The organism is Georgenia sp. H159 (assembly GCF_035607575.1).
Classification (GTDB): Bacteria; Actinomycetota; Actinomycetes; order Actinomycetales; family Actinomycetaceae; genus Oceanitalea.
This window is the reverse complement of sequence record NZ_JAYDZY010000007.1, coordinates 359,351-377,068: the sequence shown is the minus strand read 5'-3', so window position 1 is coordinate 377,068 and position 17,718 is coordinate 359,351. Positions and strand designations below refer to the sequence as shown.

14 protein-coding genes are annotated in these 17,718 nt (G+C 72.3%); 11 read left to right on the top strand and 3 right to left on the bottom strand.

Annotation, left to right across the window (positions count from 1 at the left end; translation table 11 throughout):
- Nucleotides 1-45 precede the first annotated feature (45 nt).
- Entirely contained in the window at nt 46-546 is a 501-nt protein-coding gene (locus VR894_RS12330) for a pyridoxamine 5'-phosphate oxidase family protein (protein ID WP_324651935.1), read from the top strand.
- A gap of 25 nt (nt 547-571) precedes the next feature.
- Here the strand turns inward: VR894_RS12330 and VR894_RS12325 are convergent, their stop codons facing one another.
- Both VR894_RS12325 and VR894_RS12320 read right to left on the bottom strand, forming a co-directional pair.
- Entirely contained in the window at nt 572-1,933 is a 1,362-nt protein-coding gene (locus VR894_RS12325) for a 6-phospho-beta-glucosidase (protein ID WP_324651934.1), read from the bottom strand.
- A complete protein-coding gene (locus VR894_RS12320) occupies nt 1,930-2,679 on the bottom strand; it encodes a DeoR/GlpR family DNA-binding transcription regulator (protein ID WP_324651933.1) in 750 nt (249 codons plus the stop codon). The genes VR894_RS12325 and VR894_RS12320 overlap by 4 nt, the downstream gene beginning before the upstream one ends.
- A gap of 108 nt (nt 2,680-2,787) precedes the next feature.
- On the opposite strand from VR894_RS12320, the gene VR894_RS12315 reads away from it, so the two are divergent.
- The 5 genes from VR894_RS12315 to VR894_RS12295 all read left to right on the top strand — a co-directional run bounded on the left by VR894_RS12315 (nt 2,788) and on the right by VR894_RS12295 (nt 10,437).
- The gene (locus tag VR894_RS12315) at nt 2,788-3,864 is read left to right on the top strand and encodes a PfkB family carbohydrate kinase (RefSeq protein ID WP_324651932.1); all 1,077 of its coding nucleotides are present in this window, start codon (nt 2,788-2,790) and stop codon (nt 3,862-3,864) included.
- Between the two features lie 56 nt (nt 3,865-3,920).
- Nucleotides 3,921-5,306, top strand: coding sequence for an ABC transporter substrate-binding protein (locus tag VR894_RS12310; protein WP_324651931.1), 1,386 nt, complete (start codon nt 3,921-3,923; stop codon nt 5,304-5,306).
- A 1-nt stretch (nt 5,307) separates the two neighbouring features.
- Nucleotides 5,308-6,240 (top strand): sugar ABC transporter permease, encoded by a 933-nt coding sequence (locus VR894_RS12305; protein WP_324651929.1) that lies wholly within the window; start codon nt 5,308-5,310, stop codon nt 6,238-6,240.
- Entirely contained in the window at nt 6,237-7,052 is an 816-nt protein-coding gene (locus VR894_RS12300; RefSeq protein WP_324651928.1) for a carbohydrate ABC transporter permease, read from the top strand. The genes VR894_RS12305 and VR894_RS12300 overlap by 4 nt, the downstream gene beginning before the upstream one ends.
- Before the next feature lie 133 nt (nt 7,053-7,185).
- A complete protein-coding gene (locus tag VR894_RS12295) occupies nt 7,186-10,437 on the top strand; it encodes a PIG-L family deacetylase (protein WP_324651926.1) in 3,252 nt (1,083 codons plus the stop codon).
- Nucleotides 10,438-10,557: 120 nt separating this feature from the next.
- Here the strand turns inward: VR894_RS12295 and VR894_RS12290 are convergent, their stop codons facing one another.
- Nucleotides 10,558-11,325 (bottom strand): GntR family transcriptional regulator, encoded by a 768-nt coding sequence (locus tag VR894_RS12290; protein WP_324651924.1) that lies wholly within the window; start codon nt 11,323-11,325, stop codon nt 10,558-10,560.
- Nucleotides 11,326-11,517: 192 nt separating this feature from the next.
- On the opposite strand from VR894_RS12290, the gene iolC reads away from it, so the two are divergent.
- The 5 genes from iolC to VR894_RS12265 are packed head-to-tail and all read left to right on the top strand — an operon-like array spanning nt 11,518 to nt 17,706.
- Nucleotides 11,518-12,507 (top strand): 5-dehydro-2-deoxygluconokinase, encoded by a 990-nt coding sequence (iolC, locus tag VR894_RS12285; RefSeq protein ID WP_324651922.1) that lies wholly within the window; start codon nt 11,518-11,520, stop codon nt 12,505-12,507.
- Nucleotides 12,504-13,373 carry a deoxyribose-phosphate aldolase gene (locus tag VR894_RS12280; RefSeq protein ID WP_324651920.1) on the top strand — a complete coding sequence of 290 codons (870 nt, stop codon included), beginning with the start codon at nt 12,504-12,506 and terminating at the stop codon, nt 13,371-13,373. The genes iolC and VR894_RS12280 overlap by 4 nt, the downstream gene beginning before the upstream one ends.
- Entirely contained in the window at nt 13,370-14,266 is an 897-nt protein-coding gene (gene iolB / locus VR894_RS12275; protein WP_324651918.1) for a 5-deoxy-glucuronate isomerase, read from the top strand. The genes VR894_RS12280 and iolB overlap by 4 nt, the downstream gene beginning before the upstream one ends.
- Complete coding sequence (iolD, locus tag VR894_RS12270; protein WP_324651916.1) at nt 14,263-16,167, top strand: 3D-(3,5/4)-trihydroxycyclohexane-1,2-dione acylhydrolase (decyclizing); 1,905 nt, start codon at nt 14,263-14,265, stop codon at nt 16,165-16,167. The genes iolB and iolD overlap by 4 nt, the downstream gene beginning before the upstream one ends.
- A gap of 39 nt (nt 16,168-16,206) precedes the next feature.
- Nucleotides 16,207-17,706 (top strand): CoA-acylating methylmalonate-semialdehyde dehydrogenase, encoded by a 1,500-nt coding sequence (locus tag VR894_RS12265; RefSeq protein ID WP_324651914.1) that lies wholly within the window; start codon nt 16,207-16,209, stop codon nt 17,704-17,706.
- The last annotated feature ends 12 nt before the right edge of the window (nt 17,707-17,718 follow it).

Below are 17,718 nucleotides of genomic sequence, written 5' to 3'. Positions count from 1 at the left end.
GGCCGGGCCCGGGTCGGTAGCGACGGACCGAGGAGAGGAGCCACCATGCCCACGACCACGTTCGACCCCCGCTTCAGCGACCCGGCCGCCGGGCCGCTCCCTTGGGAGGAGACGCTCGCGCTGCTGCGGGAGGCCGAGCTGTACTGGCTGAGCACCGTGCGGCCGGACGGCCGCCCGCACGTGACGCCGCTGATCGGGGTGTGGCACGACGGTGGCCTGTGCATCGTCACCGGGACGGGCGAGCAGAAGGCCCACAACCTCGACCACAACCCGGCCGTCGCGGTCACCACCGGGCAGAACGCCTGGGCACACGGCACCGACGTCGTCCTCGAGGGCCGGGCGGAGCGCGCGACGGCGGGCCTCACCGCCGTCGCGGACGCGTTCGTCGCCAAGTACGGCGAGGCGTGGCGCTTCGAGGTGCACGGCGACGGCTTCGGCTCCCAGGAGGGCGGGGAGGCGTGGGTGTTCCGCGTCCTGCCCGAGCGGGTGCTCGCCTTCGCCAAGGACCCCCACGGGCAGACGACCTACCGCTTCCCGGCGGCGTGACGCGCGAGCGTCCCGCCGCGCCGGGTCACCGGAGAAGGGCCCCGACCTCCGGGGTCGCCGCGCAGTACGCGTCGACGAGCTCGCGGGCGACCGCCACCGAGTCGACGAGCGGGTGGTTGGCGAAGGCGCGCCACGCGAGCTCGCGGGAGCCCTCGGCCAACGCCCGCAGCACGAGCTGCTCGCTGGCCTTGACCGTCGTCATGAGCCCGGTCATCTCACCGGTGAGCGGCGCCACGCGGTGGGGGTGGACGCCGTCGCGGTCGACTGTGCACGGCACCTCGATGACCGCCTCGGGGGACAGCTGCGGGACGATCAGCTCGCCGGATCCGCGGGAGTCGTTGCCGACCCCGAGGATCATCGTGGACGCCTCACCGGTGGCCAGGCCGGTCATGAGGTCCAGGGCCACCTCGGAGTAGCCGCCGCCCTCGACGTCCTCGGCGCGCCGGCCGTAGCGCTCGTCCTCGGGACGCGACTCGCCCATGTAGCTGGACTCCCGCTCGTGGCGGGTGGCGTCCCAGAGCTCCAGGGCCCGCTCGGGCGTCTCGCCGGCCGCGCGGTAGAACGCGCTCTGCTGCGCGTCGAGGTACTCCCCGCGGGTGGGCTCCCCACCGGTGAGGCGGGCCATGGCCTCGCGGTGCTGGTAGTAGTAGAAGAGGTACTCGTTGGGGATGGTGCCCAGGGCGCGCACCCACTCGAAGCCGAAGAGGCGCGCCTCCTCGATGCCGTCGAGGCGCTCGTCGGAGGCGAGCAGCTCCGGCAGCGCGTCGTGGCCGTCGACGTTGAGGCTGCGCAGCCACCCGAGGTGGTTGAGCCCCACGTAGTCGAAGTCCGCGTCCCGCGGGTCCTGGCCGACGGCACCCGCGGCCCGGCGCATGAGCCCGATCGGCGTGTCGCAGATGCTGACGACGCGGTTGCCGAGCACCCCGCGCATGGCCTCGGTGAGGATCCCGGCCGGGTTGGTGAAGTTGATCGTCCAGGCGCCGGGTGCGCGCTCGGCGATCTGCTCGGCGAGCCGCAGGGCGTGGGGGACGGTGCGCAGCGCGTAGGCGAGACCGCCGGGGCCCACCGTCTCCTGGCCGATGACGCCGAGCCGCAGCGCCGTGTGCTCGTCGCTGATGCGCCCGGCCGTCCCGCCGATGCGGATGGCGGAGAAGACGTAGTCCGCGCCGTCGAGCGCGTCGCCGAGGTGCGTCGTCGTGTGCACGCGCGGGGGACGGTCCAGCGCGGGGACGAGCTGGGCGAGGACGTTGCCGATGACGTCGAGCCGCTCCGCGGAGGTGTCGTAGAGCCACAGCTCGGTGACCCGGAGCTGCGCGTCGCCGGCGGAGATCGCCGCGAAGATCTGGGGGACGCGAAAACCGCCTCCGCCGATGACGGTGAGCTTCACTCGGTGATGACCTCCGTGCCGCGGGACTTCAGGACCTCGAGCCCGGGTGAGCTCGACGTGGGGCTGGTGACGACGGTGTCGATCCCCTCGGGCCCGCACACGGCGAGCAGGCCCGAGCCGGGGAACTTGTCGTCGTCGGCGACCAGCACGCGCCGTTCGGAGACGCTGAGGATCGCACGCTTGATGGGCACCTCGATGCTCGTCGTGTCCAGCACGCTGCCGTCGTCACGCACGCCGCTGGTCCCGAGGAAGGCGATGTCGGCCGTGATCTGGCTCAGTGCCTGCTCGGGGAGCATGCCGACGAAGGAGCGGTAGGAGCGGCGCAGGACCCCGCCGAGCAGGACGAGCTCGACGACGGGGTCCTCACGCAGCTCGTCGACGACGGCGAGGGACGCCGTGACGACGGTGACCCGGCGCCCCCGCAGGTGGTGGGCGACCTGGGCGACGGTGGTGCCGATGTCGAGGATGACGACGTCGCCGTCCGCGACGAGCCGGGCGGCGAGCGCGCCGATCCGCGACCGGTTCGCGGCGCGGTCGTTCGCGACGGCCTCGAAGGGCCGGGCCTCGGGCTCGACCGACCCGCCGCCGCGCACCCGCTGGAGCCGGCCCTGCCGGCTCAGCAGGTTGAGGTCGCGCCGGATGGTCGACGTGCTGACCCCGAAGCGCTCGGCGAGGCGCGTGACGGCGACCTCTCCGGTGTCGCGGAGCTCGGCCAGGATCGCGTCCCGGCGGGTGGTCGTCAGCACGCCAAAACACTAGCAGGATTGCGCATCAGTGAGCAGCAGTGTGCATAGAATGTCCGCACATGGACGCGACGTCCGGACATGGAGGTCCGGGCCAGGAAGGAGCCCAGCGTGAGTGAACGGTCCGCGGAGGCGTCGGCGAGTACGGAGCTCGACGTCTTCCTCTCCGGCCCGCTGTTCCTCGACATCGTCTTCTCCGGCCTACCCACCGCGCCCAGGCCCGGCACCGAGGTCTGGGCGAGCGGCATGGGCTCGCTGCCCGGCGGCATCGCCAACCTCGCCGTCGCGACCAGCCGGCTCGGCCTGTCCACCGGCCTGGCCACCGGCTTCGGTGACGACGTCTACGGCCGCTGGTGCTGGGACATCCTCGCCGACGAGGCCATCGACCTGTCCCACTCCGCACGGTTCGAGTCCCAGCACACGTCGGTCACCGTGTCGATGGCCTACGACGGCGACCGCGCCATGGTGACCCACGGCCACGACCTGCCCCTGAGCTACGACGAGCTCATCACCGAGCCGCCGGACGCCCGCGCCGTCATCATCGACCTCGACGACGAGCGCGCCCGGGAGCGGTGGTGGCGCCAGGCGGGCGCGAACGGCGCGAAGATCTTCGCCGACGTCGGCTGGGACCCCTCGGAGACCTGGGACGCCGGCCGGCTGGACGCTCTCGAGGACTGCTACGCCTTCCTGCCCAACGCCGGTGAGGCGATGGCCTACACCCGCGCAGACTCCCCGCGCGCCGCGGCGCGCGCCCTGGCCGAGCGGGTGCCCCTCGTCGTCGTGACGATGGGCGACGACGGCGCGGTGGCCATCGACTCGGGCAGCGGAGAGGAGTGCCACGTCCCGGCACTGAGCGTCGAGGCGATCGACCCGACCGGCGCCGGTGACGTCTTCCTCGCGGCCTTCGCCCGCGGGACACTGGCGGAGTGGCCGCTGGAGCAGCGGCTGCGGTTCGCCTCGCTGTGCTCCGGCCTCGCGGTCCAGGAGTTCGGAGGGTCGCTCGCCGCCCCGGGCATCGGCGACCTGCATGATTGGTGGCAGCAGCTGGACGCGGCCCACGGGGAGGGCGACCCGGACGCCACGGCCCTGCGCGAGCACTACCGGTTCCTGCCCGACGTCCTGCCCGCCCGCCCCGGACGGGTCACCCGCCGGGCCGACGCCACGTTCGCACTGGAGTCCGACCTCTGAGCTGTCAGCGGGGAACACACCGGGCGGCACCGCCGCCCACGACCAAGGAGAACACCATGAGCCGACTACGCAGACACCGCGCCGTCGTCGCCACAGCAGCCGTGGCGACGTTCGCGCTCGCGGCCTGCACCCCCGGGAGCGGGGGGAACGGGGACTCCGACGAGACCGAGCCGGGCACCGACGCCACGAGCGAGGAGATCGTCACCGACATCTCCTCGCTGGGCGACGTCACCCTCGTCGTGTGGGACCAGGAGGTCCGCGGAGGCCAGAACGAGCAGATCGAGCAGCTCAACGCCGCCTTCATGGACGAGTACCCCAACGTCACCATCGACCGGGTCACCCAGTCCAACGACGACCTCACCACCACCCTGCGCCTGGCACTGACGGGCGACGACGCCCCCGACGTCACCCAGGTCAACAACTCCCGCTCGCAGATGAGCCAGTACGTCGCCGCCGGCCAGCTGCGCAACCTCGACCCCTACGCCGACGCCTACGGCTGGACCGACCGCTTCTCCGACTCGGTCCTCCAGAACACCCGGTACTCCGAGGACGGCGTCACCTTCGGTGAGGGCTCGATCTTCGGTCTCCCGCAGGTCGGTGAGGTCGTCGGGGTCTACTACTCCAAGTCCAAGCTCGAGGAGCTCGGGCTCGAGGTGCCCGAGACCTGGGCCGACTTCGGCGAGCAGCTCGCCACCATCAAGGAGGCCGGCGAGACCCCGCTCATGCTCGGCAACCTCGACGCGTGGCCGGCCGCCCACGTCTTCGGCCCCGTCCAGGGCGCGCACGTCGACCCCGAGGTCATCCGCACGCTCGGCTTCGGCAACGAGGGCGCGAGCTGGGAGACCGAGGAGAACCGCGCCGCTGCCGAGGAGCTCGCCTCCTGGGTGGAGGCCGGCTACTTCAACGAGGGCTTCAACGGCGCCGACTACGACGCCGTGTGGCAGTCCTTCACCGAGGGCACCGGCGTCTACCTCATGGCCGGCTCCTGGCTCGGCCCGGACATCGAGGCCGCGATGGGCGAGGACGTCGGCTTCTTCGCCCCGCCGCCGGTCGAGGCGGGCGCGGGCAAGGTGACCACCGGCGGGACGGGCATCCCCTTCGCCGTCACGGCCGCGTCGGACGTCCCGGACGTCGGTGCCGCGTACATCGACTTCATCACGAGCGAGGACGCGATGGCCGTGCTGGCCGAGACCGGCAACATGCCCGTCGTCGAGACGGCGGAGCACATGCCCGAGGGCGGCCTCCAGGCCGACATCTACGCCGCCTACGGCGAGGTCACCGAGGAGGGGTCCCTCGTGCCCTACCTCGACTGGGCCACGCCGACGATGAGCGACACCCTGGGCCAGAGCCTGCAGTCGTTCATGGGCGGGCAGCTCGACGTCGACGGCCTGCTCAGCACCCTCGAGGCCGACTACAGCGAGTTCGTCTCCTCGGCGCAGTGACATGAGTGCCCAGCCGCGGGGCGCGATCGCTGCCCTCCCGCGGACGGCCCGCAAGGGTCGTCCGCGGGGGCTGGGCCGCTTCGGCGTCACCCCCTACCTCTTCCTCGCACCGGCGCTGCTCGTCTACGGTGCGTTCCTCCTCTACCCGCTCGTGCGGGCGGCCCAGATCTCGCTGTACGAGTGGAACGGCCTCACCGTCGCGACCTTCGTCGGGTTCGAAAACTACGTCGACGTCTTCCAGGACGAGCGCCTGCGGGAGGCCTTCTGGCACGCCCTCGTGCTCATCTTCTTCTTCTCGGTCCTGCCGCTCGCCATCGGCCTGGTGCTCTCCACGCTGCTCGTGCGCGCGCAGGTCAAGGGCATGGCGTTCTTCCGCACGGTCGTCTTCCTGCCGCAGGTCATCGCCATGGTCGTCGTCGCGGTCGCGTGGCGGCACATCTACGCCCCCACCGGCCCGCTCAACGACCTGCTCGACTCGATCGGGCTGGGCTTCCTCACCCGCGCGTGGCTCGGGGACTTCACCTGGACGCTGCCCGCCGTCGGGTTCATCGGGACGTGGGTCTCCACCGGCCTCGTCACGGTGCTGCTCATGGCGGGGATGGCCCGGATCCCCAAGGAGCTCTTCGAGGCGGCGACCCTCGACGGGGCCGGCGCGATCCGCACCTTCTTCGCCATCAGTGTGCCCTCGGTGCGGGCCGAGATCGTCGTCTCGCTCACGCTGACGATCATCGCGGCCCTCAAGACCTTCGACCTCGTCTACGTCACCACGGGTGGTGGTCCGGGCACCTCGACGACCGTGCCCAGCTACGAGGTGTACCGACGCGCGTTCATGACCGGTGAGGTCGGCTCCGCCGCCGCCGTCGCCATCGTGCTCACCGTGCTCATCTTCTGCATCAACCTCGCGGTCAACGTCATCGGGGAGAAGGAGTCATGAGGGTCTCCACCGGTGAGCGCCTGGGCAACTACGTCATCCTCGTCGTCTTCGCGGCCTTCGCGCTGGCCCCGATCGTCACGATCCTCACCACGGCGCTGTCGCCGGAGACGCCCGAGGACGCGGCCGGCGGCCCGTTGCACGTGGAGAACTTCGCCCGGGCGTGGGAGCAGGGCCGCTTCGGGGAGTACATGACCAACTCGGTCATGGTGGCCGCGATCGTCGTCACGAGCGCGACGCTGCTGTCGATCATGGCCGGCTACGCGCTGGGCGCCTTCGACTTCCCCGGTGCCACGGTGCTCTTCTACGTGTTCCTCGTCGGCATCATGGTGCCCGCCGAGGCGATCGTCGTCCCGCTGTTCTTCGACTTCCAGACCCTCGGTCTGACGAACACGGTGTGGGCCATCGCGCTGCCGCAGGTCGCCCAGTCGGTGGCCTTCGGCACCTTCTGGATGCGTGCCTACTTCCGCGGTGCCAACCGCTCGATCATCGAGGCGGCGCGGCTCGACGGCGCCGGGCACCACCGTGTGCTGTGGCAGGTGCTGCTCCCGGTGGCACGGCCCGCCGTCGTGACCCTGGTGCTGCTCACCTTCATGTGGACGTGGAACGAGTTCCTCATCCCGCTGGTCATGTCGCCCAACGCCCAGCTGCGCACCGCCCCGCTCGGACTGGCGATGTTCCAGGGGCAGTACACGCAGGGCACCGTGCTCCTCGCCGCCGGCGCCGTGCTCGTCGCGCTGCCCATGGTGGTGCTCTACCTCTTCCTCCAGCGTCACTTCATCCGCGGCATGCTCGAGGGCGCCGTCAAGGACTGACGTGCGTGCGCACGCCTGCACGCAGTGTGGGCAGTTGCTTGCACAATCGGGCACTCCTCACTAGGTTGTGGACGCAGTCCAGTGACGGGCGTCACAGTGCGGACGAGGTCGTCTGCCCGAGCAGGAGGTAGCCGTGAGAAAAGGCATAGCCGCAGCAGCGTTTGCTGCGCTCGCCCTGGGAGCCGTCGTTCCGACGGCGGCCGGGCAGACCGAGGAGCCGCCGCTGACCGTGGGCGAGCCGTCGGTCGCCACCGAGGTGGACGAGAACAAGATCGACGTCATGGGCATCTGGGCCCACCCCGACGACGACGCGAGCTTCACCACCCCGTGCGGGGTGTGGAACGACCTCTACGACGTCCAGTGCGGCGTCATCATGCTCACCCGCGGCGAGGGTGGCTCGAACTCCGTGGGTGACGAGCAGGGGCCGGCGCTCGGACTGCGCCGCGAGAACGAGGACCGCACCTCGCACTACCGCTCCGGGACCGTCGACATCTACAACATCGACGCCGTGGACTTCTACTACAACACCAGCGCCGCGCTCACCGAGGAGGTCTGGGGCTCCGAGCGCATCCAGCGCCAGGTCGTCCACGTCATCCGCCAGACGCGGCCGGAGATCCTCACCGGCTTCTCCCCGTTCCCCGCCGGGCACGGCAACCACCAGTACGCGGGCCGCGTCATCTGGGAGGCCGCGCAGATGGCCGCCGACCCGACGGCGTTCCCCGAGCAGCTCACCGGGCCGGACGCCGTCGACGTCTGGCAGGTCAAGATGATCACCTCCGGCGCGAGCACCCAGGGCGAGGGCGGGACGGAGGGCCCGCAGTGCAACACCGGCTTCACCCCCGCACCGACCAACCCGTTCACCGTCGTCGGGACGTGGAGCGGCTACGACTCCCCGTACGAGTGGCTGCCGGGCAACGTCCAGGGCCAGCCCGCCGGCACGCCCCAGACGTGGGCGCAGGTCGGGCGCGAGGGCAACCGGGCGCACCCGACGCAGGCGCGCGAGAAGCACGAGGGCGTCTGGGAGCCCCAGTGCCTGCGCTACGGCATCGCGTGGTCGCTCGTGCCGTTCCAGCCGAACGGTGCGGCCGCCAACGGACGCGACGACGCCATCCTCTTCGGCTCGGTCGTGCAGGACCCGGGCGGCATGCCGCTCGGCTCCACGTTCTACCTCGAGGTCGAGGACTACTTCCAGGCACCGGGCGAGCCCTTCGAGGTCACGCTCAACGCCCAGTCCGGTGACGGCACCGTCGCCGCGGGCGAGGCCACGCTCGAGGTCCCCGAGGGCTGGACGGTCAGCGAGCCGCAGACGCTCGGGCCGATCACCTCCGCGGAGGAGGCGGAGGCGACGTTCACCGTCACGCCGTCGCAGGACGCCGCCACGGGCCGCTACCCGCTGTCCGCGTCGTTCGGCAACGGTGCGGTGACGGCGTACAACGACACCCGCGTCGAGATCGTCGCGGGCGTCGAGGGCCGGTTCCAGCGCTGGGGCAACTACGCCGAGTACGACGACTGGGCCGAGGAGTTCACCTGGGTCTCCGGCCGCTCGGGCGCCAACTGGAAGATCGGCGCGGGGGAGACGATCTCCGTGCCGGTCGTCGTCACCAACCGCACGAGCAGCGCGCAGAGCGGTGAGGTCTCGCTCACCGTCGAGCCGCCCCTCACCGCCTCGGAGCCCGGCACCTACACGGACCTCGCGCCCGGCGCGGAGACCACGGTGACCCTCACGCTCACCCACACCGAGCCGGGGGACCTGGGCGGCAGGACCGTCGACGTCCCGATCACGACGACGAGCGGGGCCGGGACGAGCACGGAGAACCTCTCCCTCGTCGTGGTGCCGACCGCCGTCGTGCCGGAGCTCGCCGCGCCACCGCAGGTGGACGGCACGGAGGACGACGCCTACGGCGCCGCGCTCGACGTCGGGCGCCGCTGGGAGGGTGCCGAATGCGAGCCGGACGGCACGGACTGCGGCGCCGGCAGCTACGCCAGCGCCGGGTGGCACGGCGACGACCTCTACCTCTTCGTCAACGTCGTCGACGACGTCGCGGGTGCGGCCGCCCCGCCGGAGCGGTGCTTCGGTCACTGGCTCGTCGACTCGGTGGAGGTGCTCCTCGACCCGCTCGGCGGCTCCCGCGACACCTCGACGACGTTCAAGAGCGGGATCATGCCGTTCACCGACGACCCGACGGGCAGCGCCGGCCAGGGCCCGGACGGGCCGTGCTGGAGCCGCGACGCCGACGCCCACCAGGGCTTCTCCTCCGGCCCGCTCGCCGAGCTGGTCGAGGAGGGCCCGAACTCACCGGGCCAGGAGGTCGCCGTCGACGTCGACATCGCCGAGGACGGCACCTACACCGGTGGGGGGTACACCATCGAGGTGAAGGTCCCGCTGGCCAACCTGCCCGCCGGCTTCATGACGAGCACGCCGCCCACGGGTGACGCGGCGACGAACGACGTCGACCCCGACTACCTGGGGTTCAACGTCACGCCGTACGACTCGGACAACCAGGACTTCATCGGGGACACCCGCCTGGCGTGGTCGCCGTTCGGCAGCCAGCAGTCCGAGCCGTACCGCTGGGGCCACGTCTACCTCGAGGGGTACACCCCGCCCGAGGGACGCGCGACCGAGCCGGACGAGCCGATCATCCCCGACACCGCCCTGCTCGGGGTGGAGTCGCCGCAGACGATCTACCAGTCGGCGACGCGCGGCGTGACGATCTCCGGCCTGCCGGCGAGCCGCGCGATGACGGTCGGCGACATCGAGATCACGACCGAGGCGGTGACCATCCCGGTGAGCTCGACCGAGGCGGGGACCGTGCGGGCGTTCCTCTGGCACGGGGAGCACGGCATCATCCCGGTCTGGGTGTCCAGCTGTGAGGGCGACGAGTACGGCTTCTCCTCCTGCTCCGAGGAGGACGGCGCGGCCGCGCCGTGGGCGCCCGACATGGGCGGCCGCCTGCTCGGTGACGGGATGCTCGAGATCGGCACCGGCTCCGCGACGCTGGAGATCGGGATCGACACCGAGATCCACGAGGCGCTGCGGGACGACGGCTCGATCCTCATCTCCTTCCAGTCCGCGGACGACGAGGTCAACGCCTGGTACTTCCCGGTCGTCGAGGGGGAGTACCCGACCGAGGAGCCGACGACGGAGCCACCGACGGAGGAGCCCACGACCGAGCCGCCGACGGAGGAGCCGACCGAGGAGCCGACGTCGCCGGCGCCCACCGACCGGCCGACGTCACCGCAGCCGTCCACGGCGCCCACCGACCGTGGCCCGGGACGACTGCCGACGACGGGCGCGAGCGTCCTCACCGCCGCGCTCGTGGCGCTGGGACTGGCCGCGGCCGGTGGCACGGCACTCGCCGTGCGGCGGCGGCACGCGGGCGAGTGATCGCCTGAGCCGTTGACGGCGCCCCGGGGCAGCCAGCCCCGGGGCACCGCCGTGTCACGGCCCAGCGCTCGCGCCTCCCCGTACGTCTGCCCGTCGTCCCGGGCGAAGAGTCGGGGCGGACTACCGCGCGACGAGGCTGGTCTGGAACGTGTAGCGGGAGGCGCGGTAGATGTGCGTGCCGAGCTCGACGACCGTGTCGGTGTCGGCGATGGCGATCCGTTCCATGGTGAGGACGGCGGCGCGCGCGGGCTCCTCGAGCACGCGCGCCTCGGCCGCCGTGGCCTGACGCGCCCCGATGGTCTGGTGCGCCAGTCGCAGCCGCACCCCGCGCGCACGCAGCGAGGCGTACAGCCCGTCGCGCTCGAGGTCCTCCCGGCTCGGGGCGAGCTCCGCGCGGATGACGTTGGTCATCAGGGCCAGTGGCTCGCCGTCCGCGAAGCGGAGCCGGCGCACGTGGACGACGTCGTCGCCCGGGCTGATCCCGAGCCGCTGGGCGACCTCCTCGCTCGCGGGCCGGGTCTCGTACTCCAGGACCTCGGTCCGCGGTGTGCGGCCGACGGCGGCGAGGTCGTCGTGGAGGCTGGTGAGCTCGACGGCGCGGCGGATGATCTCCGGCGCGACCTCGGTGCCGACCCCGCGCTTGCGCACGAGCATGCCCTTGTCGACGAGCTCGTGGAGAGCGCGACGGGCGGTGGGCCGGGAGACCTGCAGGCGGTCGGCCATGGCCAGCTCGTTCTCGATCCGCGTGTGCGGCGGCAGCTCGCCCGAGACGATCGCGGCCTGGAGGACCGTGGCGATCTGGTGGTAGAGCGGCACGGGGCTCGAGCGGTCCAGGTGCACCACGGGCCGGTAGATCTCCGCCGGGGGCGGGGCCGACGTCGTCGTCATGATCCTCCTCGGCAACTTGTCGGGACAATGACACATTCTGCCACCTTGTCCCGTGCGCGTCCCCGGACCCGCGACCCACGGACGGACTTTGTGCTGACATACGGTTGACCGCACGGTGCTCGGCGGGGGAGGATCGTGGCCAGCAGCCAGAGGCCGCCGGTGGCCCAACCACGGCGCGGTGAGGAGAGTGTGATGACGAGCCCGGCGAACGGTCGCCCCGAGGTCCTGACGTTCGGTCGCAGCGGCGTGGACATCTACCCGCTGACCTCGGGAGTGGGCCTGGAGGACGTCGAGACCTTCGGCAAGTTCCTCGGCGGCAGCCCAACCAACGTCGCCGTCGCCGCCGCCCGGCTGGGCCGCAGCGCAGCGACGATCACCGGGGTCGGTGACGACCCCTTCGGTCGCTACGTGCGCCGCGAGATGAGGCGCCTGGGCGTGAGCGACGAGTTCGTCGTCACCTCCACCGAGCTCAACACCCCCATCACGCTGTGCGAGATCTTCCCGCCGGACGACTTCCCGCTGTACTTCTACCGCGAGCCGAGCGCGCCCGACCTCCAGGTGCGGCCGGAGGACATCCCGGTGGACGCGGTCCGCGCGGCGGGCGTCATGTGGTTCTCGGGGACCGGGCTGTGCGAGGAGCCCAGTTGCTCGGCGCACCACGCGGCGCTGCGGGCCCGCGAGCGCCGCGAGTACACGGTGCTCGACCTCGACTACCGCCCGATGTTCTGGGGCTCCCGGGAGGAGGCCACCGCCCAGGTGCGCGCCTTCCTCCCCGGCGTCACCGTCGCGGTGGGCAACCGCGAGGAGTGCGAGGTCGCGGTGGGGGAGACCGACCCCGACCGCGCGGCCGACGCCCTGCTCGAGGCCGGCGTCGAGATCGCCATCGTCAAGCAGGGGCCGCTCGGCACGCTCGCCAAGACGCGTGAGGAGCGCGTGGAGGTGCCGCCGACGCCGACCGAGGTGCTCAACGGCCTCGGCGCCGGCGACGCGTTCGGCGGGTCGCTGTGCCACGGGCTGCTCGCGGGATGGTCCCTGGGCCGGACGGTCGCCGCCGCGAGTGCCGCCGGCGCCATCGTCGCGGCGCGGCTCGAGTGCTCCACCGCGATGCCGACGGAGGGCGAGGTGCTCGAGGTCGTCGACGCCGGCGCCCGCCCCCAGGACGTCGAGCGCAGGCCGCTGTGACGGTCACCGTCGAGGACGTCCGCCGCATCCGGATGCACGAGCCGGAGCGCATCTCCCGGGCGCTCGCCGAGCGTCCCCGCGGCCGGCTGCCCCGGCCGGGCGAGAAACTCATGGTCATCGCGGCCGACCACCCCGCCCGCGGATCGCTCGGCGCCGGCAGCCACCCGATGGCGATGGGGGACCGCCGCGAGCTCCTGCGCCGCTGCGCCGCCGCCCTGGGACGCCCCGGCGTGCACGGCTTCCTCGGGACGGCCGACATGGTCGAGGACCTCACCCTCATGGGTGCGCTCGACGGCAAGCTCGTCCTCGGGTCGATGAACCGCGGCGGGCTGCGCGGAGCGAGCTTCGAGATGGACGACCGCTTCACCGGGTACACGACGCGCTCCATCGTCGACTCCGGCCTCGACGGCGGGAAGGTGCTCCTGCGCGTCGACCTCGCGGACCCCGGCTCGCTGCGCACGATGGAGGCCACGGCCCGTGCCGTCGACGAGCTCGCGGGGGAGCGGCTGATGGCGATGGTCGAGCCCTTCATGTCCCGGCGCGTGGACGGCGCGACCGTCAACGAGCTGACCACCGAGGCCGTCGTGCGGTCCGTGGCGATCGCCGCCGGGCTCGGGGGGACCTCCGCCTACACCTGGCTCAAGCTCCCCCTCGTGCCGGACATGGAGGCGGTCGCGGCGGCGTCGACGATGCCCGCGCTCATCCTCGGCGGTGAGGTGAGCACCGACGTCGAGGCCACGGCCGAGGGGTGGGCCGAGGCGCTGCGCCACCCCGGGATCGAGGGGCTGGTCATCGGACGGGCGCTGCTGTACCCCGCCGACGACGACGTCGAGGGAGCCGTCGACCGAGCGGTGGGACTGCTGTGACCGAGACCGACGACCTTCTCCTGCGCGCCGGCGACACCGCGCACGGCCCCTACGCCCTGGACGTCACGCCGGAGCGGGCCGGCTGGCGGTTCAGCGGGCTCAAGGTGCTCCGCCTCGCGCCCGGCGGCAGCGAGGAGCTGAGCACCGGCGAGGACGAGGTGCTCGTCCTGCCGCTGTCCGGCGCGTGCACCGTCGAGGTCGACGGCCGCACGATCGAGCTGGCCGGCCGGCCCGACGTCTTCACCGCCGTCACCGACTACCTCTACCTCCCGCTCGGGACGACGGCGCGCCTCAGCTCCGTCGACGGCGGCACCGTCGCGCTCCCGACGGCGCGGGCCACGCGCCGGCTCCCCGTCTCCTACCAGGGGGCGGACAAGGTCCGGACCGAGCTGCGCGGCGCCGGTCAGGCCTCCCGCCAGGTGAACAACTACGCGCTCGCCAACGACGTCGAGACCGACCACCTCCTCGTCTGCGAGGTCCTCACGCCCGGTGGCAACTGGTCCTCCTACCCGCCCCACAAGCACGACGAGCACACGCAGGACGAGCGCGAGCTCGAGGAGATCTACTACTTCGACGTCCGCCCCGGCCCCGACGGCCCCGGCTTCGCCTTCCACCGCACCTACGGCACGCCCGACCGCCCGATCGAGATCGCGGCCGAGGTCCGCGCGGGCGACGTCGTGCTGACCCCCCACGGCTACCACGGCCCCTCGATGGCCGCGCCGGGGTACGACCTGTACTACCTCAACGTCATGGCCGGGCCCGCCGAGGACCGCACCTGGATGATGACCGACGACCCCTCCCACACCTGGGTCCGCGCCACGTGGGAGTCCCTGGAGGTCGACCCCCGGCTCCCGATGACCCGCCCCGTCGAGCAGCGTGAGGACCGAGCATGAGCGACTCCACGGCACCCCCGACCGTCCGCCTCACGGTGGCCCAGGCCCTCGTGCGCTTCCTGTCCGTCCAGTACTCCGAGCGCGACGGCGTGGAGCAGCGGCTCGTCGCCGGTGCGTTCGGCATCTTCGGGCACGGGAACGTCGCCGGACTCGGCCAGGCCCTCCTGGAGAACGAGCTCGACCCGGCACCGGGGGAGCAGCCGATGCGCTTCTACCAGGCCCGCAACGAGCAGAACATGGTCCACGCCGCGGTCGGCTACGCCCGCACCACCAACCGGCTGCAGACCTTCGCGTGCGCCGCCTCCATCGGCCCCGGCTCGACCAACATGCTCACCGGCGCCGCCCTCGCCACGATCGACCGCATCCCGGTGCTCCTGCTGCCCTCGGACAACTTCGCCACCCGCGCGCCGGACCCCGTCCTCCAGCAGCTGGAGAACGAGCAGAGCGCCGAGGCCTCGGTCAACGACGCCTTCCGGCCCGTGTCGCGGTTCTTCGACCGCATCCACCGTCCGGAGCAGCTCGTCCCCAGCGTGATGGCGGCGATGCGGGTGCTCACCGACCCCGCCGAGACCGGCGCCGTGACGCTCTGCCTGCCGCAGGACGTCCAGGCCGAGGCGTACGACTGGCCCGCGAGCCTCTTCCGCAGACGCGTCTGGCACGTCGCGCGCCCGGTCCCCGAGCCCGCCGCCCTCCAGCGCGCGGCCGCCGTCGTCCGCGACGCCAGACGGCCCGTGCTCGTCGCCGGCGGCGGCGTCGTCTACTCCGAGGCGAGCGACGCGCTCACCGCCTTCGCCGACGCGACCGGTATCCCGGTCGTGGACACGCAGGCGGGCAAGGGCGCGATCAGCTGGGAGCACCCCGCCGCCGCGGGCGGGGTGGGCTCCACCGGCAACGCCGCGGCCAACGCCCTGGCCGCCGAGGCCGACGTCGTCATCGGGGTCGGCACGCGCTACACCGACTTCACCACCGCGAGCCACACCGCCTTCCGCAACCCCGACGTGCGGTTCGTCAACCTCAACGTCAAGGCCTTCGACGCCGCCAAGAACGCGGCGGAGATGGTGGTCACGGACGCGCGCGCCGGGCTGGACGCGCTGCGGGCCGCGCTCGAGGGGTACCGGGTCGAGGAGGCCTACTCCCGGCGCGTGACCGAGCTCGTCGCGGACTGGGCACGGGTCACCGAGGAGTGCTACCACCGCGGCCACGGGCCGCTGCCCGCCCAGACGGAGGTCTTCGGCGCGCTCAACGAGCTCCTCGGCGACGAGGACGTCCTCATCAACGCCGCCGGCTCCATGCCCGGTGACCTGCAGGCGCTGTGGCGGGCCCGCACCCCCGTCCAGTACCACCTCGAGTACGGCTACTCGTGCATGGGGTACGAGATCCCGGCGGCCATGGGCGCCAAGCTGGCGCGTCCGGACAGCGAGGTCGTCGCCGTCGTCGGGGACGGCAGCTACCAGATGGCGCCGCAGGAGATCGCCACCATCGTCGCCGAGGGGCTCAAGGTCGTCCTCGTCGTCCTGCAGAACCACGGCTGGTCCTCCATCGGGTCGCTCTCGGAGTCCCACGGCTCCCAGCGCTTCGCCACGAGGTACCGCCGGCGCAACCCGGAGACGGGGATGCTCGACGGTGAGAGGCTGCCCGTCGACCTCGCCGCGAACATCCGCAGCTACGGCATCGAGGTGCTCGAGCCGAGCTCCATCGCCGAGTTCCGCGAGGCCTACGCCACCGCCGCGGCAGCGGACGCGACGACCGCCATCGTCATCGAGACCGACCTGGAGGGGCCCAACCCGCCGTCGTCGAACTGGTGGGACGTGCCCGTCGCGCAGACCTCCCGCCTGGAGAGCACGCGCCGCGCGCGCACCGAGTACGAGCAGGCCAAGGGCGAGCAGCGGCCCTACCTCTGAGCACCGCATCGGTCTCCCGACCGAGGAAAGAAGACACCCATGACCACCATCGACCACTGGATCGCCGGGGCCCCGTACGCGGGGACGGCCACCGCGACCACACCCGTCCACAACCCCGCCACCGGCGAGGTCAGCGCCCAGCTCGCCACGGCCGACGCGGCCGTCGTCGACGAGGCCGTCCGCACCGCGGCGGAGGCGCAACGGACGTGGGGCGCGACGTCGCTGGCCAGGCGCACCGAGATCATGTTCCGGATGCGTGAGCTCGTCGTGCAGCACACCGAGGAGCTGGCGCGGATCATCAGCGCCGAGCACGGCAAGACCGTCGACGACGCCCGCGGGGAGATCGCCCGCGGGCGGGAGACGCTCGACTTCGCGTGCGGGGTCAACCACGCGAACAAGGGCGAGTACAGCGCGGACGCCTCCACGGGCGTCGACGTCCACTCCATGCGGCAGCCGCTCGGCGTGGTCGCCGGGATCACCCCGTTCAACTTCCCGGCCATGGTGCCGATGTGGATGCACCCGATCGCCATCGCCACCGGCAACGCCTTCATCCTCAAGCCCTCCGAGCGGGACCCCTCCGCGGCCAACTACGTCGCCGACCTCTACCGCCAGGCCGGGCTGCCCGACGGCGTCTTCAGCGTCGTTCACGGCGACAGGACGGCCGTCGACGCGATCCTCGAGCACCCGGGCATCGCGGCCGTCTCCTTCGTCGGCTCCACCCCGATCGCCAGGTACGTCCGGGAGAAGGGCGCGGCCCACGGCAAGCGCGTCCAGGCCCTCGGTGGGGCGAACAACCACGCGATCGTCATGCCGGACGGTGACATCGAGTACGCGGCGTCGCAGATCGCGGCCGGCGCCTTCGGCTCGGCGGGGGAGCGCTGCATGGCCGTGCCGGCGGCCGTCGCGGTCGGCGAGGCCGGGGACCTCCTGGTCGCGGCGCTGAGGCGGGAGGCCGAGCAGATCGTCGTCGGCCCCGGTGACCGTGACGGCGTGGGCATGGGCCCGGTCATCACCGCGGAGGCCCGCGAGCGGGTGATCCGCTACGCCACCGAGGCGATCGAGTCCGGCGCGGAAGCCGTCGTCGACGGACGGGACCTGGTCGTCGAGGGCCACGAACGCGGCTTCTTCGTCGGTCCCACGGTGCTGGACCGGGTCGGCACCGACGTCGGGGCCTACCGTGAGGAGGTCTTCGGACCGCTGCTCACGGTCGTGCGGGCCGAGACCTTCGAGGAGGCGCTGGACATCGTCAACTCCTCACCCTTCGGCAACGGTGCGGCGATCTTCACCGCCTCCGGGGAGTACGCGCGACGGTTCAGCCACGAGGTCCAGGCCGGCATGGTCGGCGTCAACGTCCCGATCCCCACGCCGGTGGCCTACTACTCCTTCGGCGGCTGGAAGGACTCCCTCTTCGGGGAGCACCACGCCCACGGCCCCGAGGGCGTGCGGTTCTACACCCGCAACAAGGTCGTCACCACCCGGTGGCCCCACGTGGACCGCCCCGTCCAGGCGTCCATGAGCTTCCCCTCCACCACCGACTAGCTCGCCGCGACG

Excerpts from the sequence above, each read along its gene's own strand:
- VR894_RS12330 (WP_324651935.1), top strand. The coding sequence starts at position 46 with ATGCCCACGACCACGTTCGACCCCCGCTTCAGCGACCCGGCCGCCGGG.
- VR894_RS12310 (WP_324651931.1), top strand. The coding sequence starts at position 3,921 with ATGAGCCGACTACGCAGACACCGCGCCGTCGTCGCCACAGCAGCCGTG.
- VR894_RS12305 (WP_324651929.1), top strand. The coding sequence starts at position 5,308 with ATGAGTGCCCAGCCGCGGGGCGCGATCGCTGCCCTCCCGCGGACGGCC.
- VR894_RS12300 (WP_324651928.1), top strand. The coding sequence starts at position 6,237 with ATGAGGGTCTCCACCGGTGAGCGCCTGGGCAACTACGTCATCCTCGTC.
- VR894_RS12290 (WP_324651924.1), bottom strand. The coding sequence starts at position 11,325 with ATGACGACGACGTCGGCCCCGCCCCCGGCGGAGATCTACCGGCCCGTG.
- iolC (WP_324651922.1), top strand. The coding sequence starts at position 11,518 with ATGACGAGCCCGGCGAACGGTCGCCCCGAGGTCCTGACGTTCGGTCGC.
- iolD (WP_324651916.1), top strand. The coding sequence starts at position 14,263 with ATGAGCGACTCCACGGCACCCCCGACCGTCCGCCTCACGGTGGCCCAG.
- VR894_RS12265 (WP_324651914.1), top strand. The coding sequence starts at position 16,207 with ATGACCACCATCGACCACTGGATCGCCGGGGCCCCGTACGCGGGGACG.